21 protein-coding genes and 1 pseudogene are annotated in these 20,469 nt (G+C 60.2%); 6 read left to right on the plus strand and 16 right to left on the minus strand.

Going from position 1 to position 20,469, the window contains the following annotated elements; genetic code table 11:
* The coding region (locus C1722_RS06860; RefSeq protein ID WP_180995069.1) for an ATP phosphoribosyltransferase regulatory subunit at nt 1–470 on the minus strand (470 nt) is incomplete at its 3' end.
* A gap of 783 nt (nt 471–1,253) precedes the next feature.
* On the opposite strand from C1722_RS06860, the gene C1722_RS06865 reads away from it, so the two are divergent.
* Nucleotides 1,254–1,895, plus strand: coding sequence for a class I SAM-dependent methyltransferase (locus C1722_RS06865; RefSeq protein ID WP_102378578.1), 642 nt, complete (start codon nt 1,254–1,256; stop codon nt 1,893–1,895).
* 104 nt (nt 1,896–1,999) lie between these two features.
* On the opposite strand, the gene C1722_RS06870 is transcribed toward C1722_RS06865, so the two are convergent.
* From C1722_RS06870 to C1722_RS16675, 9 genes and pseudogenes are all read right to left on the minus strand, one after another.
* Nucleotides 2,000–2,272 (minus strand): holotricin-3, encoded by a 273-nt coding sequence (locus C1722_RS06870; RefSeq protein ID WP_102379568.1) that lies wholly within the window; start codon nt 2,270–2,272, stop codon nt 2,000–2,002.
* A 202-nt stretch (nt 2,273–2,474) separates the two neighbouring features.
* The gene (gene gatB / locus C1722_RS06875) at nt 2,475–4,013 is read right to left on the minus strand and encodes an Asp-tRNA(Asn)/Glu-tRNA(Gln) amidotransferase subunit GatB (protein ID WP_102378579.1); all 1,539 of its coding nucleotides are present in this window, start codon (nt 4,011–4,013) and stop codon (nt 2,475–2,477) included.
* Nucleotides 4,014–5,009 (minus strand): annotated as a pseudogene (locus C1722_RS06880) (amidase family protein); the annotation flags it as partial.
* 129 nt (nt 5,010–5,138) lie between these two features.
* A complete protein-coding gene (gatC, locus tag C1722_RS06885) occupies nt 5,139–5,450 on the minus strand; it encodes an Asp-tRNA(Asn)/Glu-tRNA(Gln) amidotransferase subunit GatC (RefSeq protein WP_102378580.1) in 312 nt (103 codons plus the stop codon).
* 171 nt (nt 5,451–5,621) lie between these two features.
* The gene (locus C1722_RS06890) at nt 5,622–5,927 is read right to left on the minus strand and encodes a type II toxin-antitoxin system RelE/ParE family toxin (RefSeq protein WP_180995070.1); all 306 of its coding nucleotides are present in this window, start codon (nt 5,925–5,927) and stop codon (nt 5,622–5,624) included.
* Nucleotides 5,928–5,938: 11 nt separating this feature from the next.
* Nucleotides 5,939–6,358 (minus strand): AbrB/MazE/SpoVT family DNA-binding domain-containing protein, encoded by a 420-nt coding sequence (locus C1722_RS06895; protein WP_102378582.1) that lies wholly within the window; start codon nt 6,356–6,358, stop codon nt 5,939–5,941.
* 276 nt (nt 6,359–6,634) lie between these two features.
* Nucleotides 6,635–8,152: a response regulator transcription factor gene (locus tag C1722_RS17585; protein WP_102378583.1), complete on the minus strand. Its 1,518-nt coding sequence runs from the start codon at nt 8,150–8,152 to the stop codon at nt 6,635–6,637.
* 172 nt (nt 8,153–8,324) lie between these two features.
* Entirely contained in the window at nt 8,325–9,950 is a 1,626-nt protein-coding gene (locus C1722_RS06905) for an FAD-dependent oxidoreductase (RefSeq protein WP_102378584.1), read from the minus strand.
* Between the two features lie 207 nt (nt 9,951–10,157).
* Nucleotides 10,158–10,364, minus strand: coding sequence for a P-loop NTPase family protein (locus tag C1722_RS16675; RefSeq protein WP_146040616.1), 207 nt, complete (start codon nt 10,362–10,364; stop codon nt 10,158–10,160).
* Nucleotides 10,365–10,497: 133 nt separating this feature from the next.
* Between C1722_RS16675 and C1722_RS06915 the strand changes: the two genes are divergently transcribed.
* Complete coding sequence (locus C1722_RS06915; RefSeq protein WP_102378586.1) at nt 10,498–10,899, plus strand: pyridoxamine 5'-phosphate oxidase family protein; 402 nt, start codon at nt 10,498–10,500, stop codon at nt 10,897–10,899.
* Between the two features lie 40 nt (nt 10,900–10,939).
* Here the strand turns inward: C1722_RS06915 and C1722_RS06920 are convergent, their stop codons facing one another.
* Nucleotides 10,940–11,587, minus strand: coding sequence for a TetR/AcrR family transcriptional regulator (locus tag C1722_RS06920; protein WP_102378587.1), 648 nt, complete (start codon nt 11,585–11,587; stop codon nt 10,940–10,942).
* 112 nt (nt 11,588–11,699) lie between these two features.
* Nucleotides 11,700–12,662 carry a DUF5692 family protein gene (locus tag C1722_RS06925; RefSeq protein ID WP_102378588.1) on the minus strand — a complete coding sequence of 321 codons (963 nt, stop codon included), beginning with the start codon at nt 12,660–12,662 and terminating at the stop codon, nt 11,700–11,702.
* A gap of 193 nt (nt 12,663–12,855) precedes the next feature.
* Between C1722_RS06925 and C1722_RS06930 the strand changes: the two genes are divergently transcribed.
* From C1722_RS06930 to C1722_RS06940, 3 genes are read left to right on the plus strand one after another with little or no spacing between them, the layout of a single operon-like run.
* Nucleotides 12,856–13,170, plus strand: coding sequence for a PadR family transcriptional regulator (locus C1722_RS06930; protein ID WP_102378589.1), 315 nt, complete (start codon nt 12,856–12,858; stop codon nt 13,168–13,170).
* The gene (locus C1722_RS06935) at nt 13,167–13,832 is read left to right on the plus strand and encodes a DUF1700 domain-containing protein (RefSeq protein ID WP_102378590.1); all 666 of its coding nucleotides are present in this window, start codon (nt 13,167–13,169) and stop codon (nt 13,830–13,832) included. Before C1722_RS06930 ends, C1722_RS06935 begins: the two co-directional genes overlap by 4 nt.
* On the plus strand, nt 13,825–14,901 hold the full coding sequence (locus C1722_RS06940) for a DUF4097 family beta strand repeat-containing protein (RefSeq protein WP_102378591.1): 1,077 nt from the start codon (nt 13,825–13,827) through the stop codon (nt 14,899–14,901). The genes C1722_RS06935 and C1722_RS06940 overlap by 8 nt, the downstream gene beginning before the upstream one ends.
* Nucleotides 14,902–15,000: 99 nt before the next feature.
* Here the strand turns inward: C1722_RS06940 and C1722_RS06945 are convergent, their stop codons facing one another.
* From C1722_RS06945 to C1722_RS06955, 3 genes are all read right to left on the minus strand, one after another.
* Nucleotides 15,001–16,125, minus strand: a complete 1,125-nt coding sequence (locus C1722_RS06945) for an aldo/keto reductase (RefSeq protein WP_102378592.1) — start codon at nt 16,123–16,125, stop codon at nt 15,001–15,003.
* A gap of 133 nt (nt 16,126–16,258) precedes the next feature.
* Nucleotides 16,259–18,007, minus strand: a complete 1,749-nt coding sequence (locus C1722_RS06950) for an FAD-dependent oxidoreductase (protein ID WP_102378593.1) — start codon at nt 18,005–18,007, stop codon at nt 16,259–16,261.
* Between the two features lie 77 nt (nt 18,008–18,084).
* Nucleotides 18,085–18,690, minus strand: coding sequence for a cytochrome c3 family protein (locus tag C1722_RS06955; RefSeq protein ID WP_102378594.1), 606 nt, complete (start codon nt 18,688–18,690; stop codon nt 18,085–18,087).
* 232 nt (nt 18,691–18,922) lie between these two features.
* On the opposite strand from C1722_RS06955, the gene C1722_RS06960 reads away from it, so the two are divergent.
* Nucleotides 18,923–19,129, plus strand: a complete 207-nt coding sequence (locus tag C1722_RS06960; RefSeq protein ID WP_342352756.1) for a helix-turn-helix domain-containing protein — start codon at nt 18,923–18,925, stop codon at nt 19,127–19,129.
* A 72-nt stretch (nt 19,130–19,201) separates the two neighbouring features.
* On the opposite strand, the gene ychF is transcribed toward C1722_RS06960, so the two are convergent.
* A complete protein-coding gene (gene ychF, locus C1722_RS06965) occupies nt 19,202–20,266 on the minus strand; it encodes a redox-regulated ATPase YchF (protein WP_102378596.1) in 1,065 nt (354 codons plus the stop codon).
* Between the last annotated feature and the right edge of the window lie 203 nt (nt 20,267–20,469).

A 20,469-nucleotide genomic window follows, 5' to 3' on the forward strand; every position in this document is an offset into this window, starting at 1 on the left:
GCCAGCTTGAATCCCCCGACGCCGCACGTACGCAGCGCTTCGGCCAGCAGGCCGACCATCTCGGCGTCGGCCGCAGGGCCGCTCTCGCCGATGCACTCGATGCCCATCTGCGTGAGCTCGCGCGCCGCCGCCTGCATCTCCGACTCCGCCTCGCGGAAGACGCGCTGCGTGTAGCGGAACCGAAACGGCCCGGGCTGCCCCTTGAGGCGCGTCGAGCACATGCGCGCCACCTGCAAGGTAACGTCGGGCCGCATGGCGAGCAAGTCGCCCTGGGAATCGAAGAATTTGAACGGAGCAGCGGGCATCCTGCCGCCCGCCTGCAATACGTCCATCACTTCGAGCGTCGGCGTTTCGATGGGCACGTAGCCCCGCTCGTCGAAGCAGCGCTGCACGCTGCGGGTCATTTCCTCGCGCACGCGCGCCTCGTCGGATAACACGTCCCTGAACCCTGCCGGGGTGACGAAATTCATGTCTCGTTCCTCTGTCCGCTCGTATATACCGATGCTCGCCGTATGCCGCCCTACGGGCGATCGGCCATCGGATCCCATCGTATCTTCCAATTCTACCTGCAACGATTCCAATGCGGACCCCGCACGCCCATTCGGCACGAGGTCGTCATGTTCCGAAGCATGTCACGCTGAAGCGCGAAACGCGGCACGCCGTCGCATCGAGCTCCGGGATGCGATGCGTGCCCAGGTTGCTGCAGGCGCTCCGGGCCGCTTCGCATTCTTCACGTTGCCCAATGTACTTTAGCACAGTAGAGTAGTAAAGCAACATGTTTTTTCATCCGCTACAAAACATCCAAGCTCGCAAGGAGCACTACGGTCGCTTTCAGGGAACGCCGCTCTCGGAAACCGAGCAGCGTGCGCCTTGCGCACCGAACCCGAGAAACCTCCACGCTCTCGTTCCGCGTGTTTTTCACGAAAGTGTTGCACTTCGCGAGAGTGCCAGCGGCCTTCGTTCTTTTCCCTTCCCAATAACGCCTGGTCAGTGCGCCGCAGAGTTTTTGCTCGCAGCCGCAGGTTCCAGCCGGCGCCCTTCGACCAGCTTCGAAGACCCCAAAACGCAACACAACGAGGCTTTTTCCGCAAAACAGCCAAGGGCCGCATGGTGCGCCGAGAACTCAGCTCCGTCCACGCCGCACCTGGCTCACCCCACATCGCCCACGCCGTGCCGCCCACGTCGCACNCAGCAACCGGACCCGAATTCGGTATATACTAGTAATTATCCTGAAAATAGATAAAAGGAGAGCCATGGAGACCGAGGGATTCCCCTACGACGAAATCGCTGAGAAGTTTTTCTCGCCCATCTACCCCGTTATCGCCGAAGCCATCCTCGAAAAAACCGGCATCGGCAGCGGTCGGCTCCTCGATCTCGGATGCGGAGGGGGGCATCTGGGATTCGAGCTGCTGAAACGCGGAAACTATTCCACCGCAGTGTTCGCCGACGCCAACCCTGAAGCGCTGAAAGCGACCGAGCGGCGCGGATTCGAACGAGGCTTCGGTTCCGTCATGAAAACGAGCCTACAGGACGCCCGCGCGCTCGACCTGCCCGAAGAGAGCTTCGACCTCATCGTATCACGCGGCAGCATGCCGTTCTGGGATGATCAGATCGCAGCGTTTTCGGGCATCTACGACCTACTCGCCCCCGGCGGCTGGGCGTACATCGGCGGCGGCCTCGGCAATGCGCAGCTCGGAGACGAGATCAAACGCGCGATGGCCGAAGCCCGGAATGCAACCGGCGGCGAAGGGCCGCGCTGCTTCGACAGGAAGAATTCGAAGGCGCTTGCCGACGAAGAGTACCGTGCGCTTTTCGCACATACCGACGCAGATCTCGTCATCATCAACAACGATGACGAGGGCCACTGGATCATCCTGTCGAAACCGACCGCGTAAGCACGGGGAAAGACGGGCGAGCGATCTAAACGGCAGCGGCTCCGCATCGATCGGAGCCGCTGAAACAGCTTTCGCGGATGCGGACTCCGCTGCGATAGACGAGCCTACATTCCCATCTGCATGGTGATCTGCCACATGTTCCACGACATGTAGACGCAAAAGGCCACGTAGACGGTGGCGATGATCTTGATGGCAATATGCCAATCGCTTCTCCAGCAGATCACAATGCCAACCGGCCAGAAGATCAAAAGGAAGAAGACGATCCAGAACGTCTGCTTGGACCATTTCTTCTCGTTCGGATCGCGCATCAGATCGTTGGCGTCTTTTCGCTGCTCTTTATGCTGCCAATCCCCCGCCCTGCGGTTCCCATCGGTCATGTCGAGCTCCTCCTGCGATCGATCTGCAACTCTTCCGCAAATCGTATCGCGTATCGCACGGGGCGCCCGAAGCGCCCCGCATTCGTTGCCTTCCCGTAATCTAGCGCCGTCGAAACCAGCGAATCGAACGGCGCCCGCCGCGATCGCCGCATCCGCCATTGCTTCCCGGCAAACGCGCCGGCGCAGGCAAAGCCAACCGTGGCTAGCCGAGCTTCTGAGCCAAAAGCTCGTTGATGACCTTCGGGTTGCCGGCTCCCCGCATCTCCTTCATGCACTGGCCGACGAAGAAGCCGATGAGGCCGGTTTTTCCCGCCCTGTACTGCTCCACCTTGTCGGGATTGTCGGCGAGCACCTTGTCGACGACAGCTTCGATGGCGCCCGTGTCGGACACCTGCTTCATACCGCGCTCCTCGACGATGGCCGCCGGGTCCTTGTCCTCGTCGATGATCGCCGCAAACACCTCTTTGGCCTGCTTGGACGACACGGCATCCTCGGCAAGCAGCTTCACGAGCGCGACGGCGCGAGCGGGCGTAAGAGGCGTCGCGGCCAACTCGACGCCGTCGTTGGCGTTGAGGTAGCCCGTCACGTCGTTGATGATGAGGTTCGCAAGCGGCTTGGCAAGCGCTTGGTCGCTTGCCTGCGCCATGCATTCCTCGAAGAAGCTCGAGGTGCTGCGATGCTCGACCAAATGCCGGGCGTCGTAGGCGGAAAGGCCGAAATCGGCCTCATAGCGCGCGGCCTTCTGATCGGGCAGTTCGGGAAGCTTCGCCCGCACGCGCTCGATGAACCCGTCGGACAGGTCGTAGGGAGCAAGGTCGGGTTCGGGGAACAGGCGGTAGTCGTCGGCCGTTTCCTTGACGCGCATGACGATCGTGCGCTTGGCCGACGGGTCCCAATGGCGGGTCTCCTGGTAGATGATGCCGCCTTCTTCGAGCACTTCGGCCTGACGGCATATCTCAAAGGCGAGGCCGTCGTGGAGGTTCTTGAAGCTGTTCATGTTCTTGAGCTCGGTCTTCGTACCGAGGCCGGTTGCTCCGCGCCGGCGCAGGCTCACGTTGCCGTCGCAGCGCAGCGACCCCTCCTCCATCGAGCAGTCCGAGATGCCGAGCGTCAGGTAGATCTGGCGGAGCTTCTGCATGAACAGGCGCGCCTCTTCGGGCGTGCGCAGATCGGGCTCGGTCACGAGCTCAATGAGCGGCGTGCCGCAGCGGTTGTAATCCACGAGCGAATGGGTTGCACCGGCAATGCGCCCCTCGGAGCCGCCGATGTGGTTCATCTTGCCCGCATCCTCTTCCATGTGGATGCGCGTGATGCCGATGTGCGCGGTGTAGCTGCCCGCCTCGGTCGCCTCGGGCAGATCGATGCGCTCCTTGGCCGCCGGCCCGTCGACCTCGAGGTCGAGCCAGCCGCGCATGCAAAAGGCAACGGGGCCCTGGGTGGTCTGGAAGTTCTTCGACATGTCGGGGTACATGTAGTTCTTGCGGTAGAACATCGAGCGCTTCTCGATGTCGCAGTTGGTTGCCAAACCCGCAAGCACGATCGACTCGATAGCCGCCTTGTTCGGCACGGGAAGTGCACCGGGCAGCCCTAAGCAAACCGGACAGGTGTGCGTGTTCGGATCGGCACCGTATTCGAGCTTGCAGCCGCAGAACATCTTGGTTTCGAGCGTGGTGAGCTCGGCATGGACCTCGAGGCCGATCACAGCCTCCCAATCTTGCAGGACTTCTTCGAGCTTCTTCATTTAGGCACCTGCCTTACCGTCGGCGAAAGCGGGGGCGATGCGCTCGATCTCGTAGCAGGATTCGAGCGCAGCCGCCACGCGGAACATGTTCTGGTCTTTGAACTGCGGTGCGATCAGCTGCACGCCGACGGGAAGGCCCGTGTCGGCACCGAGGCCCACTGGCAGGCTCATGCCGCCGTTGCCCGCGATGTTGATGGAGATCGTGAACATGTCCGAAAGGTACATCGACGTCGGATCGGATACCTCGCCGAACGTGAACGCGGTACGCGGGGAAACGGGAGCCAGAATGCATTCGACCTTCTCGTACGCCTTCGCGTAGTCCTCGGTGATGAGCGTGCGAACCTGCTGGGCGGGATAGTAGTACTTGTCGTACACGCCCGCAGACAAGAGGTAGCTGCCGAGCATGATGCGGCGACGGGACTCGGGACCGAAGCCGCCTGCACGGCTGGCCTCGTACTGGCTGCCGAGGTCGGCATGCCCGGGATCGCAGTATCCGTAGCGAACGGAGTCGAACCGCGCGAGGTTCGAGAACGCCTCGCAGGGGCCGAGCACGTAGTAGGCGCTCATGGCAGCCTGCGCGTTCGGCAGATCGATCTCGACGAGTTCGGCACCGAGCTTCTCGAGGTTGGCGGCGGCCTCCTCGACCTTCGCCTTCACCTCCGCGTCGAGGCCCTCGGCCTCCATGAACGCCGGCACGATGCCGATCTTCATGCCGCGCACTCCCTGTTCGAGGTTCGCGGTGAAGTCGGTCGTGATATCCTGGCTCGTGCAATCGAGCGGATCGCGGCCCGAGATGGCGTTGAGGGCGTACGCCGCGTCTTCGACGGTCTTCGCGAAGGGGCCCACCTGGTCGAGCGACGAGCCGAACGCGACCACACCGTAGCGCGAGACCACGCCGTAGGTGGGTTTGACGGCGACGACGCCGCAGAAGCTGCCCGGCTGACGAATGGATCCGCCGGTATCGCTGCCGAGCGTCACAGCCGCAAGGCCCGCGGCGANCGTGGATAGCGGGGTCGACGGCGGCGATGCGCGCGATGGACGCCTCGGCGATTTCGCGAGCGGAGAACTCTTTCGCACCGAGACCCTCGCGGATGGCGCGTACGCTCATTTCGGCGTAGTTCGTCATCAGCGATCGCCCCCTTCCCCGAGAATCGAGGGGATGAGGAAGCATCCGTCCTGCTGCTTCGGTGCGTTTTCGAGCGCGGTTTCCTGCGAGAAGCTCCCAAGCTCCTCGTCCTCGCGCATGATGTTGCTTAAGGCCCCGATCGGATGGAACGTCGGTTCGACGCCATCCAAATCGTACTCGGTGATGGGAGCCAGGCTCTCGATGATCTCGTTCAGGTCGACGGTCATCTGGGAAACCTCGTCGTCGGTGAGGCCGATCCGCGTGTAGGTCGCGATATCGCGCACATCCTTTTCGGTCACGTGTTGGGGCATTGGACTTCCTTCGCTTTTCCCTTGTGGAATTTCAGAAACGAGCGGCAAAAACATTCGCCGTACATGATAGCAAAGGGCGCGCGTCCGCAACACCGCGCAACCCGTTTTCGTCACAGAGGATTTACACGAGGTGTGCTGTTGGACCAATGCGGTTTGCAGACTTAGCTCGAATCAACCCATTAGCCGCTTGACACTCGCAAAAAGCCTTCGGGAGCGACTATAAAAACTCTCGCGAGAATCGACAAGAATAAAAACGAGCTCATCGAACTCTTCGTAGTACACGTATCTGATTCGATAGGACACTCCTGCAACATGAAATTCATACGTCGAAAAGCCCGCTAAATCGCCTGCCTTGCCATCGCCCGACAGGGGATCTCGCTTTACCGCTTCAATCCCCTCGATAACCTTCTCCTTGAGATTCTTCTGCCGTATCTTTTTCAAATCCTTTTGAAACGATGGCCAGAATCGATATTCCATATGAACGCCTATCATCCAAAGGCGGATTCGAGGTCCGGGTTGACTTCCAGATCATCGAGAGACTCAAACACATGCTTGCGAAACGCGGCAGCACCCTCGCGAAGCACCTGCTTTTCGGCGGCCCACGCATCGACGAGTTCATCCCCCTCGAGGCCCTGCGCGATGAGCTCCCTCAAAATGAGCGCATCGAATTCGTCGTTGTCTGACAACTCGATAGGCTTCACCAAAATACCCTCGTCGGTGAAGGCAATGGTGGCGTACTCGTTGAAGCCCCCGTCCCCCAACCAGGCCTTCGGGATGCTCACCTGCCCCTTGCTCGATATCTTGCGAACGAGTGGTCGTACGACAGCAGCGCCCGGGGCCTTTTTGCCGCGAGCCTTCTTCGAGGCCTCTTTCCCCGAAGCCTGCTTCTCCGCTGCAGAATCAACCATCGCGCACCTCCATGGTAAACCGTTTACCTGTTGAACAGTTTACCACTCTTGCACGAACCGATCAACCGGCACCCAGTGCGCGCAGGACCCCTCGCAAACGCTGTTGGGATACCGCCATGGGCTTGCAGAAAACCGACGGGTTCGAGCCTTCCGCTATACGAAAAGCACTGCAAACAAAACGCGTCAGGCGAGCTACCGCGATGCGGAGGCAAGCAACATGCCGACGACAACCCATCTTGCATCGTTTTTCGAGAACCCGCTTTACGGCGCGGATCGCTACCGAACAACCCCAGCACCCACCAGATCGATGACATCCTGGCGCGTATGCACATCGAGCTTTCGATAGATGTTGCGGGTGTGGGTCTGCACGGTTCGCTCGGATATGAACAGCATCTCTCCGATCCGCTTTGCGCTGTAGCCAAGCGCTAGGTAGTTGAGGATATCGAGTTCCCGTTTCGTCAGATCGTGTTCGCGAGCAAGCGAAAGGCATATCGCATGATGCGGAACCGCTGCACTGCACCCCTCGTCTGCATGAGGCCGGCCGTCGGCCGCCGAAAAGAGCATGCGCAGCGTGTTGCTTTGGCAGAATTTGATAAAGAACACGAGCAGCGAAATCAGCGACACCGCCCCGATTGCAACATCGATGGCCCGCGTGATTTCGGTCGGAAACGTTCCCAGCGCCTCGAAAACCGGTGTCAATACAACGTAAGCGAGCAGTTTTTCGACGGCGAGCATAGCGAAGAAAAACAACCCGAACGACTGCAGCGGAGAAAGACGGCTTTGATACGTCATAAGCAGCGCAATGAAAGCAAGGAGTATCGGGAAGCAGGGGCTGATCGCCGACATGACCGAAAACGCGCTGAAGGCGGGCTGGCTGATCGCATCGGCGAAGAACAGCCCGAAAAACAGGCCGATCGAAACGCCCATGCTCGCTACCCAAAACGTTGCTTTTTCCTGGTAATGCTGCGACTCGCGCCACGACCTCACCGCCGCCGCAAGGATGACGGCTGAAAAAACGAGGAAGACGGCATAATCGACGAACGAGGACGTCGCCGCCATAAGCTGCCCGTCCGTCACGTGCACTTCGCGGCTTGTACCGTTCGCATAGCCTATCGCATGCGAAACAGCAAACAGCAGGTAAGCGATCAGAGGCGCTGTCCAGGCTTTAACGTAGGGAGCCTGCGATAGGGGCTGGAATTGCGAAGAGTCGGCATCCTCTTCGACAAGCCCGAGTTCGATCCAGACGAGCACCCCAGCCGCAAAGACGCCGCATACCGGCATGAAGCCCATAGACAGGCTCGATGCAACGAACGTCGGAGAAAGCAGAAATCCAAGAATGCTCGATGCCGCAAGAACGCTGACGGCATGGAACAGGCCCGTGGCATACACGATGCGCATGAGCATAACAGCCCAAAGCATCGATACGAAAAGCAGCGAGCACGCATAGCCCACCGTGGCCAAGCATCCGAACAGCAAAGCGACCGAGCCCCCCTCGGCAGAGGGGGAAACCAAGCCCGAAAGGTATATGGTGGAAATAAGCGATAGTGCGGCGAACACCAACGCCGCCGTCCTGCCTTTCGCTAGATAATCGCCCAGCCTCCGATGAAACACGACGAAAGCAAGCGAGCCCGCAAGAAACACGATGAGAAACAGGCCGAAGAAAAATTCCGACAGATCTCCAAGCTGGTGAAACAGGGTAACGCGAAAAAAGGACCGCTGGTAGTACGGCCAGAGAAAGCTCAGACCGAGCAACGCGAGAACCATCGACCTGTTCGACCGAAGAAAACGAAGCATCCCATACTCCTTGCGTGCAGCGCCACCTCATTCACCTCTAGGATAGCACGTGCCCTTGCGCCGATCGAGCGAATGCAAACCGGAAAGCCATCCGCAGCAAAAGCCAAGGCGAAGACCCCGCAACGGGGATCTTCGCCCACAGAACACGCGCCCTTGCGCGGAACCGGCAAGCTTAAGCGATGCCGAGGCAGTTCCTCGCTGAAATGCGTCCGAAGGCCAGGCATTCGCCGAGGTTTCCTGCGCCCTGGTACATGTTCGACCAGATCGATCCGAACTCCCCCGAACTGTACAGATGAGGGATGGGCTGACCTTCGAGGTCGAGGATTTCGCCCTTCGCGCTGCGGCGGGGACCGCCATCGGTGTTCAGCATGGTCGGTGGACAGAAGAGCGCGTAATACGGAGCGCCCTCAACGGGATTGAGCGTCGAAGCCGGGCGGTGGAAGTAAACGTCTTCGCCGTTTGCGCAGCACTCGTTCCACTGGGATACCGTGCGAACCAGCTCGTCTGCCGGAACCTCGATGAGCTCGGCTAAACCCTCGATCGTATCGGCGGTGTAACCCCAGCCGTCCATCGGGTCGAAGTCGATGGCCATCATCTTGTTATCAAGGATCGACTGGTAGCCTTCAGCATCGGTGATGAACCAGGTTTTTTCGGGCATGGGCAGGTGCGGCCACTCGCCGCCGAACTGCATATGCCCATGGCGCGAACCCACGTGCGTGGAGAGATCTCCCTCGGCGAACGTATCCCAGTCTTCGGCAACATCCTTATCCCAGTCCATGTAGAAGCGGCGGCCGTTGACACCGACCGTAATGCCCTCCTCCTTCGGGGTTCTCATCAGGCAGATGTCGCTGTCGATGGCGCTCATCGAAGTCCAAAAGCCTGCGCAGCTGTTCATATGCCACATATCGGCACCCACCTTGGCGCACATGGTAATGCCGTCGCCGTCGTTGCAGGCACCCGCAATCCGTCGCGCCCACGAAGCGCTCAGATAGTCGGCCTTCATCTGGGCGTTGTTCTCGAAACCACCACAGCACATGATAACGCCCTTCGTCGCTTTGGCGTATTTGCTCGAACTGCCGTCAGTGTATACGCAACCGAGGATCTCTTTCGTCTCGGGATCTTGCACAAGCGCTGTCGCGGGAGCGTTGGTCTTGTGAGTGATCGAATCGGAAAAACTGTTCTTAACCGAATTCATGAACAGCGTAACCTGGGTGTTGCCGCTTGCATTATCGGAATTCCAGCGAATGCGGCCGAGCGAATAGGCATGGGGCAGCTCACTGTGCTCGGGATAGCAGCTCTCCCCCGTCCCCTCTTCGAAATACTCGGTGATGGTAACCTCGTCGTCGCTGTAGCCCGGCAGGCTCTTCAGCCAATCGAGGTTTTCGGCGATCCCCTCGGCAAACGCATCGATCACGTCGTCGGGCGTATTGTCCATCGCACCGCGCAGTTCGCGCACGTACTCGGCGAAATCGTCCTTTTCCTTGGTCCACAACACCATACCCGCCGCATAGGCGCTGTTACCGTTGCCTGTTTCAAGCGGACCCTTCTCCAAGAGCAGGCATTTCGCACCTTCTCCCTCGGTTGCCACGGTAACCGCAGACGCCATGCCGGCCAATCCACCGCCCACGACGATGACGTCGTACTCCTCATCCCAGTCGATTTCGTTCACCGACGCCGCCGTATCGTTGCCCGCCGTCGCAGCAGGGGCGCATGCTACCATGCTTGCCGCAGCAATGCCGCCGAGCGCAACACCCGCCGTCTTGATAAAAGCGCGCCTTGATTGCAGTAATTCTTCCATGCTATCGCTCCCTCTTTGATGGTTTGCTTCCGAAGCCAGACCCGCCGATCCGGCTTCCCTCGAAACCAGTATCGGCACTGAAGGAGCTACGTCGCGAGCGCCGAAATTACGTAATAAAGCCGCCTAAAACGCTTTACGCAATTTCTACTGAGCCCCCTGTTCTGGGGCTATGCTTGACAGGCGGAATCCACGTATACGGAAAAGCCGTTACAGCAACCGCTCCAGTATCCACGCATCGTTCTCATCGAGGAATCTCGCCGTCAGGGCCTTTCCCTCTTCTTTATCGCGCTGCACCCACCCCTCGGTCCAGCCGATGCGGTCGAAATGCAGTACCGGGCATGAGTACCGCTCGCCAAGCCGTTTTGCTAGCGTCGACTTCCCCGCTCCGCTATATCCGATAACCGCTGTCCTCATCGCTTCCCCCGATAGTCGATCGACGTCGCGCCCGCCGAGCGTGGCGCCAGCATGGAAAAGAACCGTTCCGAATATCCTTGCATGAGTATACAATGGACGAATGGATAGTATATCTGCACGAGAAAGGGGCACCATGGACGAAGTGCTGGCCTATCTGAAAGAGAACCCGACCTACTTCCTCGCAACCGTCGACGAGAACGGCGATCCCGATATTCGCCCGTTCGGCACGATTGCGAAGTTCGAGGACAGGCTCTACATCCAAACCGGCAATTCGAAAGCGGTTTTCGAGCAGATGAAAGCCCACCCGCGCATCGCCATATCGGCGACGAACGCAGGCGGGACGACGTGGCTGCGCGTGGTCGCCGATGCCGTGCAGGACGATCGGCTCGAAGCGCGCCAAGCGGTGCTCGACGAGTATCCCGAACTCCAATCGCTGTATGCAGCCGACGACGGCAACTGCGAAGTGCTCTTCCTCGAGAACGCCCAGGCAGCGTTCTGCTCGTTCACCGAGAAACCCCGCACCGTTACGTTCTGAGAACGCAGACGGCATACCGCACGCATCGCCCGCTTGCACATCAGCTTTCAAGCGGAACCATATCGAGGTGAAGCGTCTGCTCAACCACTTTCATGAGCGCGTCGTCGGTGATATTCGGGTTGATCTTCACAAGTCCGACCAGCCCGAATATCACGACGCAGAACATTTCGTACACGAGCTCGATCTCGATTTCGTGATAGGCGGCGTATTCGGTGACGATGTGGGCGTTGATGCAATCGACCGTTTCGCGCACGGCGCGCACATCGAACTCGTCGCGCACCCCGAGCTCTTCGAGCACGCCTATCATCGGACGCGGACCGTTCGAATCGTAGAGGGCGCGGCGAAAGGCCGCGATGCACTTTTTGAGGGAGCCCGGCGTGTCGCCGAACTCGCGCGACTCGTTCCACACGATCACGCTTTCGACCAGATCTTCGACGTAATCGTCGAGCACGGCATCGGTTACCGCCCGCTTGTTCTCGAAATAGTAGTATACGAGCTCGCGGGTCACGCCCGCCTCTTCGGCGATATCCTTTACCGTAGTCGCCGCAACACCCTTCGTTTCGAAGAGCTTGCGCGCTGCGAGCACGATCTCTCCTGCCTGACCGCACATCCTTCTGCTCTCGGTGAGCGATCGGCCGCATTCGCTTCGAATCGGCTGATAGATGGTTTGCCGGTTTCCGAGTCGCATCGCATGCCCCCTCGCACCGAAACGGATATGGACCTGCCCGGGCAACGATGTCCGGGCAGGTCCATTATACGGTACAGGGTGTTGTTCGCGCTGTTCCACGGCAGCGGCAAGCCTATTCGTTCTCCTTGAGGACCCGCTTATACGCCTCGGTATCGGCGTACAGCTCGTCTTTGAGCGGATTGAGCCTGTTCTTGCGGATCTTGTTGAACTGGTAGACGGCAAGAGCGCCGTTCGCGGCGAGAGCCAGCAGGCTTACGATGAAGAACGCCGCGGGGTTGTGCGTCGTCGGGATGGGCGCGAGCACGTCGGCGAACTGCGGGACCGTCATGACGAACATGATCCAGAGCCCGAGCGTCTGCGCACGGTGCTGCAGCCACGCGCCCCTCTTGATGAAGAACGTCGGAATCGTGCAGGCGAGTAGAAGCGCAAGCCCGCAGTAGGCCGAATGGTCCGAGATGCAGTTGTAGGTGTAGGCGAAATTCCACAGGTCGTACGCGATGATCCACGCCCATATCATGTCGGGCCAGATCATGTCCTTCGACGAATCCTTCGAGATGATGATGCCGAACCATCCGCAAATCGTGAGGATGTTCAGGATGCCCGCAATGCCGTTCATGATGTTCCACGGGCCCGAGATCGTCCACAGGTTCTCGACCACACCGCCCGACCACAAGCCGAAGCTGAACACCTGGAAGTCGCGCAATACCGCTTCGGCGATGTTGACGGCAAGGATGAGCGGAGGGAAGCAGAGCGCCCACTTCTTCTCGTACAGATGATGGACCGTGCCGTCCTTGCCCCGCCACTTCACAAACCGCAGCGCAATGAACCCGAGACACCCCGCAAGCGCCGAATACGTTTTAACCCAGTTGAACCAGGTGCCGGTTCCGTACTCGTTGCCGGGAGCCGCTGTTTCGGGCCAGACGAAGATCGTCAGGAAGACGGGAACGACCGCAAAAAGGGCGATGCCCGCCCACAGCGATGTCCTTCCCAGCTCGTTAAAGGCCATCAAGGCGAACAGGACGAACAGCCAGATAACCCAATACGACATATCGGCAGCTTGGTAGAGAATTCCCATGCGAGCCCCTTTCCCTCATCCGCGCCTTTTCACGCGGTTTACGGGGTCAGTATAGAGAGCCGCTCCTTGGATTTCTTTCACACAGAGGCCTTGCATGTGAAAACATGCTCCCACGAAATCGGTTTATTCGCCGCAAATACCCGTTGACACAATATACTATGTGTCATATAGTATCTTGCGAAAGGAGGTATATATGGACGCACAACTGAAACGAGGGTTTCTCGACGTGTGCGTACTTGCCTCGATCAACCGTCAGGATTCGTACGGATACCAGATCGTCAAGGACGTGCCCCCGAGCCTGCACTTGACAGAATCGACGCTGTACCCCCTGCTCAAGCGATTGGAGACCGCCGGCATGCTGACGGTTTACTCCGTCGAGCACAACGGGCGGCTTCGCAAGTACTACCGCATCACCGAGAGAGGCATCGCCTATCTCAACGACTTTTTAAAAGAATGGGACGACATCGCAGCCGTCTACGAATATGTGAAACGAGGTGCCACCGCATGAACAAAGTCGAATTTCTCGCAGCGTTACGCCGCGCGCTCGGCAAGCTTCCCTCATACGAGGTCGAGCAAACGATCACGTTCTACACCGAGATGATCGATGACCGCATCGAAGACGGCATGCCCGAAGCCGATGCCGTTGCGGCGCTCGGATCGGTCGAAGCCATAGCGGCGCAGATCATCGCCGAAACCCCGGCCATCCCGAAAGCCATCGCGAAGGCCAACACCGGCTCGCGTACCCTGAACATCGTGCTTTTGGCCGTTTTCTCCCCCATCTGGGTACCCCTTGCGCTTGCTCTCGCCATGGCAGCGCTCATGGTCTATCTTTCCATATGGATGGTCGTCATCGCGCTCTGGGCCACCGTCGTGCTGCTGCTTCTGTGCGCGCCGATCGGCATCGCGGGCCTCGTCTGGTGCTACGTCAACGGGTATCAGCTTCCGGGCCTCTACATTCTCGGATGCGGGCTCGCGGGAACCGGCGTCGGTCTGTTCGCTTGGTTCGGCGTGCTCGCAGCAAGCAAGGGCCTCGTCAAACTCACGCATTCGTTCGCCCAATGGGTGAAAAGCCTGTTCGTTAAGCGCCGGGAAAACGGCGTGGAAGCAAACCGCAGAAGCGGCGAACCGTTCGATCCGCGCACGGCGGAAGGAGCACCCTACCATGTCTAATGCTCAGAAGATCACCCTCGTCGTCGCAACGGTTCTTTTGGTCGGCGGCCTCGGACTCTCCTTTACCGTACTCGCGCTCGCCGATTTCAACCTGGGCAACCTCTCCACCACCCGCGACTGGGTTGAGATCACCGATACGCTCGCACCCGAATCGGAGGCAGCGCACACCGAGATCGTCGTACGGGACGGCTCCGAGAACGTACGCGTCGAATCCACCTCCTCCGACTCGATCGAAATCGAGTACTGGGAGAACGACGGCAAGCACTTCGAGGTAGCGGATAAAGACGGCGTGCTGTCGATCGAGGGGGTGTCGAAACCGGTGTTCAAGATATTCATGATGGATCTTCAGGATCGGACGACCGTCATCAGAATACCCGCCTCCTACACCGGCTCCGTTTCCGTGGAAACGGCAAGCGGCAACGTGCGGATAGCGGATACCGCCCTCGCGGGCCGGGTAACGGTAAGGGCTCAAAGCGGCGATGTGGCCCTGCGCGGCATCGATGCCGACAGCATCGAGATCCAAACGTCAAGCGGACGCATCGAGGCAGACAGCCTGCGGGCGGAAGGACTATCCGCTTCGGCCATGAGCGGCAACATCTCGATTACCGGCACCACGGCCACGAGCCTTGCCGCCAACGCGTCGAGCGGCGATGTGCGGATCGCCGATACGGACACGGTGTCGATGGGCGCAGGCACATCGAGCGGAAACATCGACGTATCCCGATGCTCGGGCGAGGTCATCGCGCTCGAAGCCTCGAGCGGCGATATCACAGCGCAGATCGAAGGCATCGAAAGCGAGTACGTAATCATGACCTCGTCTTCGAGCGGATCGATCAACGCACCTCGCGGCGCGCTCGATGCGGACAAGCATCTGTCGCTGGTCACATCGAGCGGATCGATTCGCCTCACGATGCTCGACGCAGCCGGAGAACCGTCGGATTCGCGAGGCGGCGAATCGCGAGGGGATTCGGACGGCTCGAGCCCCTCGGCACCGTCAGCACCCGAGGCACCATCGGCCCCCGAAGCTCCTGCCGCCCCGGCAGCGCCAACCGCGCGAGCGGCCGCCTAGCGGCATCGGCACCAACCGCACTCGCTCGCAAACCCGCAGCAAGCAAAAAGCGCCCGCCATCCATACCCCGATGGCGGGCGCTTCGCTAAGAAGACCTGGCTACTCGAACGCCTCTGCGGCTTTCTTCAGCTCGTCGATGATCGAGATATGCTGCGGGCAGACGTCTTCGCATGCACCGCACTCGATGCACTTCGACGCCTCCCCTCCCTCGGCGTTCCAATCGTAGTTCTCCTGCGCACGGTATTCGTCGGCGAAGGCGATGAGGATGTTGAGCGAGGCGAGCGCCACGGGAATACGCACGCCCTCGGGGCAGCCTTTGAGGCAGTAGCGGCAATCGGTACACGGGATGACGGGCAGCTTCGCAAGCGCCTCGCGTGCACGGTCCACCGCAGCGCGCTCCCCCTCGTCGAGCGGAGCGAAATCCTTCATGATCTCGACGTTCTGTTTCACTTGATCGAGCGTCGACATGCCCGAAAGCACGGTAACGATACCGGGAAGCGATGCTGCGAAGCGCAACGCCCACGAAGCGAGCGACGCGCTCGGATCGGCTTCGTTCAGGATGGCCGCAACGCTCTCGGGCAGCTTGACGAGCGAGCCGCCCTTGATGGGCTCCATCACCACGACCGGCAAACCTCGAGAGCGGGCGATCTCGTAGCATTTCCGCGACTCGATGGACTCGCTGTCCCAATCGGCGTAGTTGATCTGCAGCTGCACGAAATCGACATCGGGGTGCGCTTCCAGGATGCGCTCGAACTCGTCGGCTTTGTCATGGAACGAGAAGCCGAGGTTCCTGATGAGCCCGGCGTCCTTCTGCTCGCGGGCGAAATCCCACAACCCGTAATCCTCGAAGAGCGCCGATCTGCTTTCGCCGAGGTTGTGCAGAAGATAGAAGTCGAAATACCCCGCGCCGCTTTCGACGAGCGACGTCTCGAACATCGACCGAGCCTCTTCGGCATCGGCGGCCATCCATGCGGGAAGCTTCGTTGCAACCTGAAAGCTCTCACGCGGGTACCGCTCGATGAGCGCCCGCTTCAAGGCCGCCTCCGATTTGCCCCCGTGATAGCCGCGAGCCGTATCGAAGTACGTGAAGCCCGCACCCATGAACACATCGACCATCCGCTTAACCTGCTCGATATCGATGGTCGCGTTCTCGTCGCCCTCGATCACGGGAAGCCGCATGAAGCCGAATCCGAGCTTCGGGATATTCCCACCGGTATATGTCATCGCTGTTCCTTGTCTCGTCGAGAAAAACGCCTGTTTCGCACACACCGTATTGTAGGCGTTTTTGATCCGCGAAGGCAAAGGACGGCTCCGAAAGGAACCGCCCAAGTATGCGCAAATGCCCGATGCCTCAGATTTATACCGCTGTTTCACCCGCAGCATTCGCACCCGCATTGCGCGCTGCGGTGGTGTAATGCCCGAGGGAATTGTGGACGCGGCGCCAACCGAGCGCATCGCCCAGTTCGCCGGCTGCATACAGATGAGGGATGACCGGCTCCTCGTCGATCGACGAGACGGGAACGGTCGGGTCGGCAATATCGGCCCATGCATCGATGACTTGGGATTTCGTATTGACCCGTAAACCGTTTCGCTGCGTATGGCGAATGAGGCTCGCTTTCGCACCGTAGAACGGCGGCGTTTCGATCTTGCTGAGCGGGCCCGGCTTACCGAACGCCGAATCCTCGCCCGCGTCGGCATCGGCATTGTACGCGTCGATCGTCGCCTTGAGCGCCGCGGCATCGACGCCCATTTGGCTCGCAAGATCTTCGATCGTATCGGCTTTGGCGAGGCATGCGGGATCGAACATGTTCCCGGTCTTCGGATTCGGATTCTCGATCTGGTCCATCGGCCATTTCATTTCCTCGGCAGCTGCCGAATCGGCGATGAGCCACACGTTGCGCGGCTGGTCGAGAGCCAGATACGCGGCCATGAACGGCATTTCGGGGTTTTCCGAAAGCGCGCCCATGCCCTCGGGCAGCTTATCGGCAGCCGACGCCTCGTTGACGTAGCGCTCGCCCTTGCCGTTCACGATGATGCTTTTCTGGTACAGATCGGCCGTCCTCGAAAGGCCCTTGCCCGCCGCATAGTTCTCGTTGGTCGTCCAGTCGAGCGGATCCTCTCCCCAGCCCCAGTACGAACGCGCTCCGAAGAACAGATACAGATACGATACGAACGACATGTCGGCAAATGCCGCCCCCACCTTCGATGCAGCAAGATGACCGTCGCCCGAGCTGTTCACGTAGAGTAGGTTCTCGGCGGGAATGCCGCCGTCACCGTACGTGTCGGGCCCGACGATACGGGGATCCCAACCCGCTGCCATGCGCGCGTTATCGGTCCATGTACCGGTGCAGAGCACAACGCCCTTGGCGGCTTTAAGGTTCTTGATGCCGTCGGGCGTTTCAACTTCGACGCCGACGACCGGCCCATCCCACTCGCGGTACACGCGCGTCATGCGGCTGTTGAGCAGAATCGGGACGTCGAGCTCGGCGAGCTTCTTTTCCCAAAGCTGCGTCCAGCAGATACCGCTGTTCGGCGTTCCCTTACCGCCTTCGTACACGCCCGGATTCGGATCGGGAGCAAGCCCGCGCTTCACGTCGCCGCCGAGCACGCCAGCGGTCATCGGACCCCAGATCATACCCAGGTCCTCCATCCACTTCACGGTATCCGGGCCCTTCTCGACGAGCATGCGCATGATTTCGGGATTGCCGCGGTACTCGCAGCTGTGCATTTCGGCTTCGAACCACGAATCGGCATCGTCTTGGATGCCCTCACGTTGCTGCACGACGTGGTTGCCTCCCATCGTGCAGCTTCCACCCGCGGTCATCCACAAGCCGCCTGCATGATCGCCCTTTTCGAGCACGACCACTCCCGCCCCTGCCTCAGCCGCCTCGATTGCCGCAGCCATGCCGACGCCGCCGCCGACGACGATAACCTCGTACTCCTCATCCCACGCTGCGGGAACGCCCGCGCTTGCAGGAGCGGACGGTTCGGACGTCGCGCCCTTGGACGACTCGCTCGAGCACCCCGCCAGACCTCCCGCCGCAACTCCCGCTGCCGCAAGCGCGGCACCCGCCAAAAATCCCCTTCTTGTCACATCGCTTCCCATAATCTCCCCTTTCCTCGTTAGCTGCGGGCGGTTGCCCGCGAAACCCCTCGATGCGAAGCTACGGCTCCGATGCAGAGCTACATTTCCTCGTGGCACGTGTTGCATTCGAACACGTTCTCGTGATGGCACGAGAGGCACTTCGCCTTGGCGGTTTCAGCTGCCGTTTCGGGCGAGTGCATCTTGTGGCAATCGGAGCAGGCGATGGCGGTATGGTTTTCGGTTTCGGGAAGCGCATGGGGGTTTTCGACAAGCCCCTGCGAGTCGGCGAGCACCGTGCTTGCAGCCGTTTTCTCCGCAAGCTCCTCCTGGTCGTGACACGCCAGGCACAACGTATCGTCTACCTTCGTTTTCGTCAGGCGCTTCGGCATCGTCGACGACGGCAACGCCCCCTCATGCGCGCTCGCGAGCGCCGCGTTATCCGCATGGCAGCTCGCACAGGTTTCTCCCTCGGCCTCGTGCGTCGCCGCCGGATAGCCTGCCATCGTCATCGAATCAGCCTCATCGGCATGACACATCGAGCAGTCGGCCTCTGCCGACCACGCGAACTCGACATCTACCGGCGTCGATCGATCCGGCCGGCTCCCTTCGCTTGGTGCTTGGGGCGCGCATCCCGCAAACGCAAGCACCCCCGCAACGCATGCTGCGCACAGCACGAGCCGTGCCGATCCCCTCATGTGCCCCATCTACCCCGACCTTTCCCTCTCGGCCATGCAGCGAAACCGCTGAACGCAGGCGCTGCATGGCCCGCACGGACAGCTGGGCGATATGCGCCGATCGCTCCCCTGCTTACGCGCATACCGCTCGTATCGATGTTGTATATAGTCATCAATACGGCGCTATTGTAGCACAGATTGTTGTATAGAATCCGTTGTTATATATAAAACAATTCCCCAGTATGGGGGAATGGATAAACGATTGCAGATAGTTTTAGGAACCCGCATCAAGGCGCTGCGCGCCGAGACGGGATTGAGCCAGGAGAAGTTCGCGAACAAGATCGAGATGGATCGAACGTACCTCGCCTCGATCGAATCGGGTTACCGCAACGTCTCGCTCCACAACCTGAAGAAGATCGCCGACGGATTCGACCTCACGTTATCGGAACTGTTCGACGGCGTGGAGTAGCGCGCAGATGCCGCGAGGACAGCGGCCATCCCGTACCGTAAACACCGTGAAGATATAGCCGGATGGCGCTTTCTACACGTTGAACTTGAAGTGCATGACGTCGCCGTCGGCGACGACGTACTCCTTGCCCTCCTGGCGCAAACGCCCGGCTGCTCGGCAGCCCGCTTCCCCGTTGTGCTCCACATAGTCCTCGAAGCTCGCGGTTTCGGCTTTGATGAACCCGCGCTCGAAATCGGTGTGGATGACGCCGGCGGCTTGCGGCGCTTTCGCACCGATCGGAATGGTCCATGCGCGCGTTTCGGTCTCGCCGCTCGTGAAGAACGACTGCAGCCCCAGCAGGCGATACGCCTCGCGCACCAAGCGGGCGAGGCCGCTTTCTTCAAGTCCCATAGCCTCGAGGTACTCCTTGGCTTCTTCGGCATCGAGTTCGGCCAGATCGGCTTCGACCTTGGCGCAAATGGGCACCGGCGCGCACCCGTCGATCTCGGGCAGTTCGGCGCTCAACTGGTCTTCGTCGACGTTGGCGATGTAGAGCATGGGCTTCACGGTGAGCAGATGCAGGTCGTACACGCTCGCGATCTCGTCCTCGGTCAGATCCATGCGCGCCACGCGATGCCCGTCGTTGAGCCCCGCGAATACTTTCTTGGCCGTTTCGAGCTTGAGCGCGCCCGCCTTGTCGCGCTTGGCTTCCTTCTCGAGGCGCGGCAGCGCTTTTTCAACCGTTGCCATATCGGCCAGGATGAGCTCGGTCTTGATCGTTTCGACGTCGCTTTGCGGATCGACCCTGCCGGCCACGTGAACCACATCGGGATCGCTGAAGAAGCGTACGACCTCGCAGATCGCATCGGTTTCGCGGATGTTCGCGAGGAACTGGTTGCCGAGCCCCTCGCCTTGCGATGCGCCCGCGACGAGGCCTGCGATGTCAACGAACTCGACGGTCGCGGGAACGAGGCGCGCCGGATTGTCGATTTTCGCGAGGGCGTCGAGACGGGTATCGGGAACCGGCACCACGCCCACATTGGGCTCGATCGTAGCGAACGGGTAGTTGGCGGCAAGCCCCCCCTTGTTGGTAAGCGCGGTGAACAGCGTTGATTTACCCACGTTGGGCAGGCCGACGATTCCGATGGATAGCGACATTGAACAGGCTCCTTCTACGATAGCAAGAAGCCATTATAGAGGATTTGAATGCCGAGCTAAAGCGCAACCCCCGATACCTCAGATCAACACGCAAGCCGCAGGCAAACGGAACGCTCGCCCACGGGAAAGCAAGCCGCGAGGAGTACGAAACGACACCGTCTTGCAACCCGCACCCAACGAGGGCGGTGCGGCATTCGCGCATA

The organism is Raoultibacter timonensis (assembly GCF_900240215.1).
Taxonomy (GTDB): Bacteria; Actinomycetota; Coriobacteriia; order Coriobacteriales; family Eggerthellaceae; genus Raoultibacter; species Raoultibacter timonensis.

Bases quoted from the DNA above. Each gene is read 5' to 3' on its own strand.
- C1722_RS16675 (WP_146040616.1), bottom strand. From the start codon at position 10,364: ATGAGGACAGCGGTTATCGGATATAGCGGAGCGGGGAAGTCGACGCTA.
- C1722_RS06955 (WP_102378594.1), bottom strand. From the start codon at position 18,690: ATGGGGCACATGAGGGGATCGGCACGGCTCGTGCTGTGCGCAGCATGC.
- gatC (WP_102378580.1), bottom strand. From the start codon at position 5,450: ATGCCCCAACACGTGACCGAAAAGGATGTGCGCGATATCGCGACCTAC.
- C1722_RS06915 (WP_102378586.1), top strand. From the start codon at position 10,498: ATGGACGAAGTGCTGGCCTATCTGAAAGAGAACCCGACCTACTTCCTC.
- C1722_RS06890 (WP_180995070.1), bottom strand. From the start codon at position 5,927: ATGGAATATCGATTCTGGCCATCGTTTCAAAAGGATTTGAAAAAGATA.
- C1722_RS17585 (WP_102378583.1), bottom strand. From the start codon at position 8,152: ATGCTTCGTTTTCTTCGGTCGAACAGGTCGATGGTTCTCGCGTTGCTC.
- C1722_RS06865 (WP_102378578.1), top strand. From the start codon at position 1,254: ATGGAGACCGAGGGATTCCCCTACGACGAAATCGCTGAGAAGTTTTTC.
- C1722_RS06950 (WP_102378593.1), bottom strand. From the start codon at position 18,007: ATGGGAAGCGATGTGACAAGAAGGGGATTTTTGGCGGGTGCCGCGCTT.
- C1722_RS06940 (WP_102378591.1), top strand. From the start codon at position 13,825: ATGTCTAATGCTCAGAAGATCACCCTCGTCGTCGCAACGGTTCTTTTG.
- C1722_RS06930 (WP_102378589.1), top strand. From the start codon at position 12,856: ATGGACGCACAACTGAAACGAGGGTTTCTCGACGTGTGCGTACTTGCC.
- ychF (WP_102378596.1), bottom strand. From the start codon at position 20,266: ATGTCGCTATCCATCGGAATCGTCGGCCTGCCCAACGTGGGTAAATCA.
- C1722_RS06925 (WP_102378588.1), bottom strand. From the start codon at position 12,662: ATGGGAATTCTCTACCAAGCTGCCGATATGTCGTATTGGGTTATCTGG.
- C1722_RS06920 (WP_102378587.1), bottom strand. From the start codon at position 11,587: ATGCGACTCGGAAACCGGCAAACCATCTATCAGCCGATTCGAAGCGAA.
- C1722_RS06905 (WP_102378584.1), bottom strand. From the start codon at position 9,950: ATGGAAGAATTACTGCAATCAAGGCGCGCTTTTATCAAGACGGCGGGT.
- C1722_RS06895 (WP_102378582.1), bottom strand. From the start codon at position 6,358: ATGGTTGATTCTGCAGCGGAGAAGCAGGCTTCGGGGAAAGAGGCCTCG.
- C1722_RS06935 (WP_102378590.1), top strand. From the start codon at position 13,167: ATGAACAAAGTCGAATTTCTCGCAGCGTTACGCCGCGCGCTCGGCAAG.
- gatB (WP_102378579.1), bottom strand. From the start codon at position 4,013: ATGAAGAAGCTCGAAGAAGTCCTGCAAGATTGGGAGGCTGTGATCGGC.
- C1722_RS06870 (WP_102379568.1), bottom strand. From the start codon at position 2,272: ATGACCGATGGGAACCGCAGGGCGGGGGATTGGCAGCATAAAGAGCAG.
- C1722_RS06945 (WP_102378592.1), bottom strand. From the start codon at position 16,125: ATGACATATACCGGTGGGAATATCCCGAAGCTCGGATTCGGCTTCATG.